A 13,820-nucleotide genomic window follows, 5' to 3' on the forward strand; every position below is an offset into this window, starting at 1 on the left:
CGGTGAGACGATACGTGTCTACGATACGTTGGGCCGTGAGCAGGTGGTACGTAGGGCCGCCGGTGCAACCGACGAGTTCGAAATCGAGTCGGGTGTTTATGTGATACGGATTGGACAGAAAAATCCGGTTAAGGGGAAAGTGGTGGTGAAATAGACCGATGGGTCTATTATACCCTTAACCGGCTGAAAAACGATAAGAAACGAAAGGCGCGGAACCGAGTTCCGCGCCTTTCGTTTCTTTATGCCTGTTTGTAAATAGGATTAAATTCGAAATCAGGCAATAATCAATTCGATACCGGCCTCTTCGATACTCTTGGCAATCGAGGGCGAGATGCCCGAATCGGTAACGATGACATCGACCTGGTCGAGGGTGCAGATTTTTCCGAAACCCCGTTTGCCGAACTTGGACGAGTCGGCCAGTACGATGGTGCGCAGCGAAGCGGCAATCATGCGTTGGTTGAGTCGGGCCTCGTCGATGTTCGATGTGGTGAGCCCGTAGTCGAGGTCGATGCCGTCGACTCCCATGAAGAGCTTGGAGCAGGTGAGGTTGTCGAAGGCGTGAGTGGCCAGGTCGCCAATCACCGAGAAGGAGCTTTTGCGCAGTGTCCCGCCCAACTGAATCACATGGATATGCTCAAACCGGTTGAGCAGGGTCGATACGTTGAGCGAAGCCGTGACCACCGTCAGGTTCAAGTCGTCGGTAATCTCTTCGGCAAAGGCGTAGACGGTGCTGCCCGAGGCCACGATAATCGAATCGTTGGGCTCGATCAGTTTGATGGCTTTGTGGGCGATACGCCGCTTGGCTTCGCTGTTGATACGCTCTTTGATGTGGATATTGATGTCGGCCGTATGGGGATTCACCGGGCTGGCACTCCCGTGCGTACGGAACAAAAGTTTCTTTTCTTCCAGCAGCTTCAGGTCTTTTCGTATGGTAACGGGGGTTACGTCCAGTTCGCGGGCGATATCCAGAACCTTTACAAATCCTTGGGAATTGAGCTTGTCGAGAATGTATTTGTGTCGTTCTGCAATACTGAGCATATATATTATATAATGTATTTATACGACAAATATAAAATTTATTTGAATAAAGCCCAAATAATATAGACAAATATTTTTGAAAACGAAATGAAATATCTTTGAAACGAAAACGAAACGAAAAATATACACATATTTTCTTGTTTTATCTATCTTTTTTTATTTTCTTTGTATCACGAAAAGAAAGTAGAATCGCGAAGGTTGATAAGAAATCAAAAATTGAAAGATAAGAAAATGAAACGTAAGGGCTTGATAAAAGAGATGGCCGAGGAAAAGAGACCATGGGATTTGTTGGTGATAGGAGGCGGAGCCACCGGGCTGGGCGTGGCAGTCGATGCGTCGAGTCGAGGCTATCGTGTCTTATTGGTTGAACAACACGACTTTGCCAAAGCTACTTCGAGCAGAAGTACGAAGCTGGTGCACGGGGGGGTGCGTTATTTGCGGCAGGGCGATATATCGATGGTAATCGAGGCCTTGCACGAGCGTGGTCGCTTGTGGCGTAATGCGCCGCATCTGGTGAAAGACATGCGTTTCATTATAGGCAATTATCGTTGGTGGGAGCAGCCGTTCTACACGATTGGGTTGTGCTGCTACGACTTCCTGGCCGGCCGGCTGGGTTTGGGACGTTCGTTGCCGCTGTCGAAGAAACAGACGTTGAAGGAGCTGCCGGGTCTGCTGCACGACCACCTGCGCGGCGGTGTGGTATATCACGACGGACAGTTCGACGATTCGCGCATGGCCATTACGCTCATGCAGAGTGCTGCCGATCACGGAGCCGTGTGCATCAACTATATGAAGGTGACTTCGCTGCTCAAGGACCCTTCGGGCAAGATTCGGGGGGCCGTTCTGGAGGATACGCTCGAGGGCGGTACCTACGAAGTGAATGTGAAAGGGGTGGTCAATGCCACCGGCGTGTATGTCGACGACATCATGCAGATGGACAAGCCCGAGAGCCGCAAGAAGGTACGCCCCAGTCAAGGGGTGCATATCGTGGTCGATGCCGCCTTTCTGGGTGGAGAGTCGGCCCTGATGATTCCCAAGACCCGCGACGGCCGGGTGCTCTTCGGGGTGCCTTGGCACGGCAAGGCGGTGCTGGGTACGACCGATACGCCGCTCAATGAAAATTCGCTCGAACCCAAACCGCTCGACGAGGAGATTGATTTCATTCTCGACCAGGCCGGACAATACCTCACCCGCAAGCCCAAACGCAGCGACGTGCTGTCGGTCTTTGCCGGATTGCGTCCGTTGGCAGCTCCCTCGAACAGCGATTGCAAAAAGACGAAAGAGATTTCGCGCAACCACAAGATATATGTTTCCGACTCGGGCATGCTCACCATTACCGGCGGCAAGTGGACTACCTACCGGCAGATGGCCGAGGATGCGGTCGATAAGGTGGCCGAACTGATAGGGCTCGAACGTCGCCCGTGCGTGACGTGCAAGATGAGGCTGCACGGCTATCGCGAGCAGGTAGACCGCTCGACGTGGGACTACGTCTATGGCAGCGATGCCGACAAGATAGCCGCCATGATTGAGAACGATGCTTCGCTGGGCGACCTGCTCCATATCGGTTACACCTTCCGGGTGGCTCATGTGGTGTGGGCCGTGCGTGAAGAGATGGCGCAGACTGTCGAGGATGTATTGGCCCGCCGGGTGAGAGCCCTCTTTATGGATGCCCGCGCCGCTATCGACATGGCACCCCGGGTGGCCTCGATCATGGCTCGCGAGATGGGTAAGGACCGACGGTGGGAGGCCGACCAGGTCGAAGCCTTTACCCGTTTGGCCAAGAATTACATTTTGGCTTGACGGTTGCGCAAGAGGAATAGAGGATAAAAAAAGATAGAGGATAATATGTTGAAGTTGTTCAGACCGGCTCCCGTCATCGACCCCCTTCCCAAGGAAAAGGTCGACAAGGAGTACAAGAAGTTGAGATGGCAGGTGTTCCTCGGTATATTCATCGGGTATGCCGGTTACTACCTGGTGCGCAAGAACTTCTCGATAGCCATGCCGGCTCTCGAGGAGATGGGTTTCGACAAGGCCGATTTGGGTTGGGCTCTGTCGGCAGTTTCGATAGCCTACGGCATCAGCAAGTTTGTGATGGGAACCGTCTCCGATCACAGCAATGCGCGGGTGTTCATTCCGCTGGGTCTGGTCGCTTCGGCGGTGATAATGACCGTCATGGGTCTTATTCCTTGGAGCGTCGGTTCGCTCTCCATACTTTTTATGTTCTGCATCTTGTTTGTAAACGGTTGGGTGCAAGGTATGGGTTGGCCTCCGTGCGGACGGGTGATGGTGCATTGGTTCTCGGCCCGCGAACGTGGCGTGAAGATGTCGATTTGGAATGTAGCTCATAATATAGGTGGTGCGGTGATGGCCCCGTTGGCTGTCTTCGGTATCACCCTTTTTGGTAATTGGACCGGCGCATTCTACTTCCCGGTCATCGTAGCCGTGGGGGTAGCGGCCATAGCCTATCTGCTGGTACGCGACACTCCACAATCGTGCGGTCTGCCTCCCATCGAGCTTTATAAACCCGATGAGTGTATGCAGGCCTATTCGGCCGAACAGGAGAAGGAACTCTCTACCCGTGAGATCCTGTTTGGTCATGTGTTCAATAACAAGCTGTTGTGGGTCATTGCCTTTGCCAATGCCTTCATCTATTTTGTGCGTTACGGTGTACTCGACTGGGCGCCGATGTATCTCGAGCAGGTGAAACACATGGATTTGGCCAACAGCAGTTGGTCCTATTTCGCTTTCGAGATTGCCGGCATTTTTGGTACGATACTCTGCGGTTGGCTCTCCGACAAGGTCTTCAAGGGTCGTCGTTCGCCGGTAACCATTATCTATATGCTGTTGGTGATGGTCGCCGTCTACGTCTATTGGAACAGTGCCTCGGCTACGGTGACCAACGTGGCCATGGCCGCTATCGGATTCCTCATTTACGGCCCGGTGATGCTGATCGGTGTCTCGGCTCTCGACCTGGTTCCGAAGAAAGCCGCCGGTACGGCTGCCGGATTCACCGGTCTCTTCGGCTATCTGTTGGGTTCGGCCGTCTTTGCCAACATCGGCATGGGCTATGTCTTCGAGCACTTCGGCTGGGATGGAGGTTTCTTCCTGCTGCTGGGGGCCTGTGCCGTTACGGTGGTGCTGATGCTGTTTTGCAAAGAGGATAGGGCGGTGAACCGTCGATAACCCCGATGGTTGTAGGGAGGTTTCGGTTACACTCCCGAACGATATAAGGAAACTTCAAAAACCTAATAAAAACCATAAATCAAAAAAATTATGAATTTACTAACAAACACACTGCACAGAAGATGGGCTTGCCTGCTGGTGGCTATTGTCTTCATGTCTGGTCTACAGATGTTTGCTCAGTCTGGAGGTGGTAATTCACTGTCCGGTAAGGTGGTCGACAAGTATGACCAACCCATTATCGGGGCCGTAGTCAAGGTTGCCGGAACCTCTATCGGGCGTTCGACCGATGTGGACGGAGCTTTTACTATGAAAAACGTACCCTCCGATGCGACCCTCGAGGTCACTTCTATCGGTTATGAAAAACAGAATGTTTCGGTCAACGGCAAGAACTTTGTTCTTATCAGGATGAAAGATGCCGATCAGCTGCTCGACGAGGTGGTTGTGGTGGGCTACGGTACCCAGAAGAAGGTGAACCTGACGGGAGCCGTGGGAACCATCAGCGCCAAGGAGATTAACGCCCGCCCCGTAAGTAACGTGGCCATGGCCTTGCAGGGTGCCGATCCTTCGTTGAACTTGACGATGCAGTCGGGGCGTTCCAGCGGTGGTTACGATATGAATATCCGCGGTGTATCGTCTGTCTCTACGTCCAATACCCCGCTGATTATGGTCGACGGTGTGGTGACCGAGCTGAATATGGTCAACCCCAACGACATCGAGTCGGTTTCTATTTTGAAAGATGCTTCGGCTGCCGCCATCTATGGTGCTACCGCGTCGAAAGGTGTTGTACTTATTACGACAAAGACGGGTGCCGACCAGGCCGGTAAGGCTACGGTAAGCTTCAACGGCCGGTTCGGTTGGTCGCAGAATACGACATCGACCGACTATATGACCTCGGGTTACGATCAGGTGAGCTTGGTCGACAAGGCCTACTACTCGCAATATGCTACCAACTTTACCAACTATACGGCCGAGGAGATGCAGATGCTTTATGAGCGTCGCAACGACAAGACCGAGAATCCCGAGCGTCCCTGGATTGTCCTGCAGGACGACGGTTCGTACCGCTACTATGCCAACTTCGACTGGTATCACTACCTCTTCCGCAAAACCCGTCCGCAACAAGAGTATAACCTCTCGATACGAGGTGGAAATGACCGGGTGAAATATTTCGTGAGCGGCCGGTACAACCGCGAGGAGGGTATCTTGAACGTAACCCCCGATACCTACGACACCTATTCGACTCGAGCCAAACTCGATGTGAAGGTTAAACCTTGGTTACGTTACTCGACCAATGTCAACTTCTTCTCCTCGTCCTATAAATACAGCGGTCTGGCTACCATCAACTCGACCCTGATGGAGGTCGACAAAACCTTGATGGCTTCGTGGCCGGCCAAGACTCCCGAGGGGCTGCCGGTCTATGCCGAAACTCATGCCAACACCACCCTCAACGGTGCCGGGCCCTATCTGGTCGACGACCGTTCGCACCATCAGAACAACCAAAAGTATATTATCATAGGCAACCGCTTCGACATCGATATTTTCAAAGACCTCGTCTTGACGGTCGATTACAGCTACAAATACCGCAAACGTCTCAACTCGGTGCGTAACTACAACCTGCACTACTCCAACAAACAGGGCGAGGAGAAGACCATCATTACCGGTAACTTCAAGGATTTCTATCGTGAAAATCACTACGAGACCAACGAGCACAACTTGAATGCCTATGCTACCTATACCCACACCTGGAACAAGGCGCATAACTTTAAGGCTCTGGCCGGTTATCAGTATCGTGGCTCTCGCGACACCTATTTGCGGTTGCAGCAGCTGGCTCTGTTGAGCGAGAACATGTCGACCTTTGCCAACGCCACGGGCGAAATTACTCGTGCTCAAACCATCTCCGAGTGGCGTAACAGCGGTTTCTTCGGTCGTGTGAACTACGATTACAAAGGCCGTTATCTCTTCGAAGCCAGTGCCCGTTACGACGGTTCTTCGCGTTTCCGCAGCGATCACCGCTGGGTGTTCACCCCCTCGGCATCGGCCGGCTGGCGCATCAGCGAGGAGAGTTTCTGGGAGCCTATCAAAGATGTAGTCGATAATGCCAAGATTCGCCTCTCTTACGGTAAACTGGCCAATCAAGACTCCGATGCCTATTCTTATATCGAGGAAATCTCTACCGGCAATACGATGAGCTATACGCTCGACGGTACCTCGAAGGTGCAATATGCCAGCGTTTCCAACCCCAAGACCAGTTACCTCACTTGGGAAACCATTGCCACCTGGAACGTGGGCCTCGACTTGTCGTTCCTCGACAATCGATTGAATTTCACCGGCGACTATTTCATTCGTGATACCGAGGGCATGTTGGGTAAATCGATTGTATTGCCCGGTGTCTTTGGGGCGGTAGAACCCGATGAGAACTGTGCCAACCTGCGCACGAAGGGTTGGGAACTTGCTGTGGGCTGGAACGACTCGTTTGCATTGATGGGCAAGCGTTTCAATTATAGCATTTCGGCTACATTGGGCGATAACAAAACGGTTATTACCAAGTATAACAACCCCGAAAAGAACTTGACCGACTATTACGAAGGCATGGAGTGGGGCGAAATCTGGGGCTATCGTGTAGCCGGCTTGTTCGCTACCGACGAAGAGGCTGCCGACTACACCTCGCGGGTAAACCAGGATGCTGTGAATACTCGTATCCTCACCGATAAAGTCGATCCTTACTACCGTGCCGGCGACTTGAAGTTTATCGACCTTGACGGCAATAACATCATCAACTCGGGTGACGAGACTGCCGACAGCCCGGGCGACCGGGAGATTATCGGTAACACCACTCCCCGCTATTCATATAGCTTCCGTTTGGGTGCCGACTGGAACGGTATCGATTTCACCGCCTTCTTCCAGGGCGTAGGCAAGAGAGACTGGTACCCCGATTATCTCTCGACCGGTTTCTGGGGTCCCTATGCACGCGCATTCACGAGCTTTATCCCGGCCAATTTCATGGATCAGTGCTTGTCTGAGGAGAATCCCAACGGATACTTCCCCCGTTTCCGTGGTTATCAGACTTTTGCATCCAGTCAGCTGGGCGTGGCCAACGACCGCTATCTGCAAAATGCTTCTTACCTGCGGTTGAAAAACCTCACCATCGGTTATACCTTGCCGGTATTGAAAAAAGTCTTTACCAGATTGCGTGTCTATTTCACGGGTGAAAACTTGTGGTACTGGTCGCCGATGAAGAAGCATACCCTCTATATCGACCCCGAGGCTGCCGGACAGAACGACGGTACCGGTATGGCATACAGCTACTCGCGTAACTTCTCGGTGGGTGTGGATATTACATTTTAACGATTAAAACAGAACGACGATGAAAAAGTTTTTATATATATCCAGTTTGTTGATCGGAGCCGCTCTGGCCGGCTGTACCGATTTGGATTTGATTCCCGAGGATACGGTCACGCCCGAGTCCTACTTCTCGAACGAGACGGAGCTGCGCCTGTGGACCAATGCCTACTATGCCATGCTCCCCGATGCCGACGATCTTAACGACATGTGTGCCGACGATGTGGTAAAGAATATCCTTTCCGATGTCCTTTTGGGCAACCGGCTTCCGGCCACCGAGGGCGGTTGGAATTGGGGCGACCTGCGCAAAATCAATTTCTATTTCCAACATTGCGGAAACTGTGACGACGTAAATGCCCGCAACCACTACGACGGTTTCTCCTATTTCATGCGTGCTTTCTTCTATTACGAGAAAGTACAGCGCTATGGCGATGTGCCTTGGTACGACGAGGTAATCGGGTCGAAAGACAACGAGTTGCTCTACAAGGCCCGCGATTCGCGCAAGGTGGTGATGGCTCATGTCATGGCCGACCTCGACTCGGCTATCAACAAACTGCCCGAAGCCCATACCCCCTACGAGGTGAACAAGTGGACGGCACTGGCCTTGAAGTCGCGTGCCGCCCTGTTCGAGGGTACTTTCCGCAAATATCACAATCTGGGCGACTGGGAAGAGATGCTGCAACTCTCGGCCGATGCTTCGCTCGAACTGATACAGAAAGGCGGTTACTCGCTTTACAAAGAGGGTAGCACTCCTTACCGCGACCTCTTTGCCAAACTCGAGGCTCCCGCAGACGAGATTATCCTGGGCCGCCGGTACAGCACCGAGCTCTCTATCCTGCACAACACGCAGTGCAACTCGATGGCCGGTAACCAACGGGTATCGTTTACCAAGCGTTTTGTCGACCACTACCTCATGGCCGACGGCTCGCGCTACACCGATATTCCCGGGCATGAGAAGAAACAGTTTGTCGACGAGGTGACCGGCCGCGACCCGCGTCTGGCGCAAACCATCCTGACACCGGGTTACGTACAGATGGGAACCGACAAGGAGATGATCAATACCTTGTCGAAATACACCTTGACCGGCTACCAGTATATCAAGTTCGTGATGGAACCCAAATACGACCAGTCGAACAAGTCGCCCATGTATTACCCGCTCTTCCGCTTGGCCGAGGTTTACCTCAACTATGCCGAGGCCAAAGCCGAGCTGGGCACCCTCACGCAGAACGATCTCGATATTTCGGTCAACCTCTTGCGCGACCGCGTGGGCATGCCGGGCATCGACCTGGAGGAGGCCAACAACAACCCCGACCCCTACCTGAAGGCCGACGTGACAGGCTATCCCAACGTGACGAAGAGCAACATGACCGGTGTAATTCTGGAGATTCGCCGCGAGCGCACCGTCGAGCTTTGTCTCGAAGGCTTCCGCCAGTGGGATATGTTCCGTTGGAAAGAGGGTAAACAGTTTACTCACGAGTTCCATGGCGTTTATTTCCCTGGTGTGGGTAAATATGATCTCAACGGTGATGGGCGCAATGAAACAGCTCTTTGGAAAGACGAACCTGTATCGGGTTTGGGATTGACCAAATATCAGTTAGGAGTTGATTTCTTCCTTACCAACGATACCGAAGGCTACATGTGGCCTCATAAAGATGTGAAACGTACCTGGGACGAAGACCGCGACTACCTGTGGCCTATCCCCACCGAAGAACGTGTGAAAAACCATAATCTCACGCAGAACCCGGGCTGGGACGACGGTCTGTCCTTCTAAACCATCACGGAGAGAAGGAGATTGTACAGTCTCTTTCTCTCCGGTTACAGTTCAATAATTAACAATAAATCTAATCTAAAACAAAGTGGTTATGAAACGAAAATTGACTTCTTGCCTGCTTGCTGCAGGGTTTATGTTGGCATCGGTGCCCGGCGCATGGGCCACGACGTATTTTATCAAGGCCGACGGGTCGGATGATACCGATGGTTCGTCTTGGGAACAGGCGATTAGCTATGACTATTTCGCCGAGAACATGGAAAACGGGAACTTTGCCGACGGCGACGTGTTCTGCTTTGCCGGTGGTGTCTACAAACTCTCTTCGCCCGATTTCGACGAGTATCTGTCGGTGAACCGCAGTGTGACTTTCCTGGGTGGTTTCGATCCCAACAGTACGGGAACGAACACCGATATTACCTATCCTTCGCCCTACGAGACCGTGATTTCGGGCGGTATCGAGAGCGATGAGGCTGCCGTGCCCGGCAACCGCACTCACTTGTGGTATATGGAGCGCAAAGACGGCGACCAGCCTGTGCGCATCAACGTGACGGTGAAAGGTTTTACTTTCAAACACGCTTTCCGCAACTACGACAGTGCCAGTAATTATAAAGGGGCGGTGATGGTGTTCAATACCGATTTGGATATGCAATGGTGTAACTTTATTCAAAATGGAGCCGCCTTTGTCGGAACATCGGGTTTGACACTTGTTGCTTCTGAGGCAAATATCTCTGATTGTGTCTTTTCAGAAAACTTTTCTAGTGAGAAGGGTGCTGCCTTAGGATTGTTTATAAGCTCGGCTTATGCAGGAGATGAATATCTGACGCAAGCTGTGGTTCAACGTTGCCAGTTTACCGATAATTATTTTACGACCGACTATTATCCTGTAGCTGAATATGGCGAAGACGGTAAACCGGCTTATACCAATAAACTTCGCGGAACGGCAATCTTTTTGGGTAGCAATGACGAGCGTCTCCGCCTCTATTTGGTGAACAGTTTGGTTGCCGATAACTATACCGAAGGATTTGGTGTTATAATGGGTTATCCCGGAACGACGATGTATATGATTTCCAATACAATCGCTAATAAAGATTATACCGCTGCACAAGAAACTCGTACGGTTTCCGCTAATAAAAATGCTACAAAGGATGTAGGCCGCGGTTTGGGGGTAATGAGCTATGGCGGATTCAATTATATGGCGAATAATTATATTGTGAATGGTGTTTTAGGCGAATCAGCACCTTCTAATCCTGCTATATTAATGAGCCGTAGTAACAATGCCCGTCCCGGCAAATGGTATAGCGGCGGTTACAACCTCTCCGGTACGGCTTGGTATTGCACCTCCTGGGCCTCGCCGAGAGACCGCACGCAAGACCCCTCGGTTCAAGACGACCATGACGACGGTACGGGCAAAATCGTACAAGGTACCTACCTCTATCTGAGCGATACCGACGGAGAAACGTATACTTATGCCGATGTCTTCGGCGACAACACTTTCGGCGACAACGGCGGTTTCAGCCAGACTTTGGCTCCGGTTTCGCCCGTGAAGAGCTTGACTATCGATGAGCTGAATGCCTTGAAGACCGAATGGAAGTTGCCCGAGAATATCGACCTCACGGTTGACCAACGCGGTTACAAACGGGCTGCTACGACCTGTGTAGGTTCGTATGATGCCGGTGCTACCTCGGGTATTGCCGATGTAACCGTTGCCGACCGTCTGTCTGTCTGCACGCTGGGTAACGGCCTCTTCCGGGTAAACGGTGCCGAAGCCGAAGCTACGGTTTACAACCTGAGCGGTAATGTCGTGAAGGTGGTTCCGGCCAACGACGTTATCGATCTCTCTTCGCTCGCCAAGGGTGTGTATATCATTCATGTCGATGGCGAAGCCTTCAAAGTGATTAAATAATAAGAATCTTTAATTAAGTAGTTTTTTCATCGGGTATGCTGCCGGTGTTTTGCCGGCAGCATATCTTTCTCAAAACGGTTGTCAATGCCATGATTTGTCGTGCCATGAAGATAAGTAAATGCCTGTTTTTGCTTTTGGCCCTTGTGACCGGTAATGCGTTTGCTTCGGTTACCTGGAAAGTGTGGAATACCGAATATCGGGTAGACACCACGTTTCATGCCCAAATAGGGCCCGGAACGACCCAGACCTCGTTGTTGCTCACAGGCCCCGATACCACCTTGACGGTATTTTATCTGACGGTCGACCTTACCAATCCCTATGTCGATATACGCACGGTGTGCGCCAAAGACCATCTGGCCGGAGCACAGACCGTGACCGATATGGCCGAGAGTCACAGCGTCGAGGGCGAAAGCCTCTATTTTGCCGGTATCAACGGCGGTTTCTTCGCCATGTCGGGGAAGGCCAACGACGGCAAGACCAGCATCGTGGGGCGGCCTCACCATGCCACCGTGGCCGAGGGTGAGATTTTCCGCACATCTACCTCGTCGATTTGTCGACACTTTGGCATCACGGCCGACAAGGTCCCTTACCTGAGCAACGCCTCGGTCGATTTCACGGGAACCATCACATCGGCTACTCAATCCTATGAAATTTCGGGGGTGAATGTCGACGCCGCAAACAACAAACTGATACTTTATACCGATAAAATGCCGGGGCAAGTCACCCAGGTGACGAGCAACTCGTTCCCGCTCTATTACGAGATTGCCCTTTTGCCCAAATCGGGCGAGAAACTGGTGCCCGGCAAACCTTGCAAAATGAGAGTCTCGGGCTCGTGGGCCCGGGGTACCAACATGGCCGTGCCCGACGGCGGCTATGTCATCAGCGGGAAAGGCATGTCGGGAGTCTTTATCCAAAGCCTGAACGATGGCGATGAGGTAGAGGTATACCTGCCCATGTCGTTCGATGGCGAGGAGGTGCCGGTCGACAATCTGGTGACCGGCAATCCCAAGATACTGGGGAACGGTACCGTACTCGATACCGAGGACGAGCGGAAGGATGCCGTAGAGTGGCACCCGCGCACCTCGATCGGATACAGCCGGGATAAAAAGACATTGATTATGCTCGTCTGCGACGGGCGCACGTCGGTTTCGCGGGGTGTACGCACCCGCGAGCTGGCCGACCTCATGCGCTATGCCGGGGCTTACGAAGCCTTGAATCTCGACGGCGGCGGTTCGAGCACTCTATATACCAGCATGCTGGGGGTGCGCAATCACCCCAGTTCCAACGGCGTGCAGCGCCAGGTGGGCGATGGGGTCTTTGTCGTCTCCACGGCGCCCAGATCGGTCTATATCGGGGGCATCGGTTTTGCCACGCCGCCGCATGTGCTGGCCAAGGGCGAGGAGTATACCCCCGAGGTATACGGTTATAACGCATACGGCCTATTGATAAGTACCGAAGTGACCAACTATACCCTCACCTGCGACGAGGGTATCGGGCACATCACCTCCGACGGCAAGAGCTTCGTGGCCGACGGCAGCGGCAAGGGCAAAATCTATGCCCGCACCCCGGCCGGCTATACTTGCGAGATGGAAATCTCAATCCGCGAGAATATCGAGGACCTCTATTTCCGGCTCGACTCGGTCATCAACGATTGCCACTACCGCTACCCGGTCGAGGTATTTATGACCAACCTCAAAGGCGAGGAGGTATCGATAGCTCCGCAAATGCTTTCGTGGCGCAGCTCCGACGAACAGGTGGCAGTGGTTGAGGAAGGCGTTTTGAGAGGCCTCGCGAGCGGTGTGGCCGAGGTTTACGGCTCGATGTCAGGATTTACCGATACGCTGCTGGTGAAAGTACAGGAGCCTGTGCGCCACTGCATGAACCTGAACGACGGTTCGGCCGACTGGATGCGGGTGTCGTTCGTGACATCGGCCGGGTTCAAGAATACCTCGGTTACCAATTCGGTCGACAAGGGGCTGGAACTCTCGTTCCTCTACAACAGTCCTTCGGCCAAGACCATCACCCTGTCGGGCAATATCCCGTTGTACAGCTTGCCCGATACGCTGCGCATACATGTCAATCCCGGCGAAGCCCGAATGAAGAGCCTCTCCTGCACGTTGCGGACCCCGTCGGGGACGCATACCGTCGACCTGCCTGTTCCGGCAGTGGGGCGGGAGAGTGTGGCCGATATTGTTTTCCCCGATGCGCTGGGCGAGACTATCGATATGGCCAACTATCCCATCACGCTGTCGTATCTGACCCTGGGCTTGGATATGAATACCTTGGGCGAGACCTATCACATGACGATTCCCGCCGTAGAGGTAATCTATAATTATTACAACGAAAATGCGTCCGGTATCGAGTCGGTGGCAAATGCCGGTCTCGCCTGGACGGTCGAGGGGCGCACGGTGCTGCTGGGCCGCACCGCCGACCGCATCGAACTGTATAACGTCGGTGGCGGGCTGGTGGCTTTGGCCCGGGAGAGCGACCGCATATCGGCTCCCGGCGTGGGCCTCTATGTGGTGCGTGTGGTAAGCGACGGCCAATCTGTTTCGCAGAAAATATGGATAACGAAATAATATGGGCAAAAAT

Annotated in this window: 7 protein-coding genes; 6 read left to right on the forward strand and 1 reads right to left on the reverse strand. The window is 53.0% G+C overall.

Annotated elements, in window-relative coordinates:
* Positions 1-273: 273 nt before the first annotated feature.
* Entirely contained in the window at positions 274-1,038 is a 765-nt protein-coding gene (locus ABGT88_RS02475) for a DeoR/GlpR family DNA-binding transcription regulator (protein ID WP_087408784.1), read from the reverse strand.
* Positions 1,039-1,269: 231 nt separating this feature from the next.
* On the opposite strand from ABGT88_RS02475, the gene ABGT88_RS02480 reads away from it, so the two are divergent.
* The 6 genes from ABGT88_RS02480 (at position 1,270) to ABGT88_RS02505 (ending at position 13,807) form a co-directional block, all read left to right on the forward strand.
* Positions 1,270-2,838: a glycerol-3-phosphate dehydrogenase/oxidase gene (locus ABGT88_RS02480; RefSeq protein WP_258327186.1), complete on the forward strand. Its 1,569-nt coding sequence runs from the start codon at positions 1,270-1,272 to the stop codon at positions 2,836-2,838.
* 45 nt (positions 2,839-2,883) lie between these two features.
* A complete protein-coding gene (gene glpT / locus ABGT88_RS02485) occupies positions 2,884-4,221 on the forward strand; it encodes a glycerol-3-phosphate transporter (protein WP_346700221.1) in 1,338 nt (445 codons plus the stop codon).
* A gap of 90 nt (positions 4,222-4,311) precedes the next feature.
* Positions 4,312-7,563: a TonB-dependent receptor gene (locus tag ABGT88_RS02490; RefSeq protein ID WP_346700223.1), complete on the forward strand. Its 3,252-nt coding sequence runs from the start codon at positions 4,312-4,314 to the stop codon at positions 7,561-7,563.
* Between the two features lie 19 nt (positions 7,564-7,582).
* Positions 7,583-9,328: a RagB/SusD family nutrient uptake outer membrane protein gene (locus ABGT88_RS02495; RefSeq protein WP_346700225.1), complete on the forward strand. Its 1,746-nt coding sequence runs from the start codon at positions 7,583-7,585 to the stop codon at positions 9,326-9,328.
* Positions 9,329-9,419: 91 nt separating this feature from the next.
* Positions 9,420-11,228, forward strand: a complete 1,809-nt coding sequence (locus ABGT88_RS02500) for a T9SS type A sorting domain-containing protein (protein WP_346700227.1) — start codon at positions 9,420-9,422, stop codon at positions 11,226-11,228.
* Between the two features lie 104 nt (positions 11,229-11,332).
* A complete protein-coding gene (locus tag ABGT88_RS02505; RefSeq protein ID WP_346700229.1) occupies positions 11,333-13,807 on the forward strand; it encodes a phosphodiester glycosidase family protein in 2,475 nt (824 codons plus the stop codon).
* The last annotated feature ends 13 nt before the right edge of the window (positions 13,808-13,820 follow it).

Origin of the sequence: Barnesiella sp. An22 (assembly GCF_963931395.1) — a bacterium.
GTDB lineage: Bacteria > Bacteroidota > Bacteroidia > Bacteroidales > Barnesiellaceae > Barnesiella > Barnesiella merdigallinarum.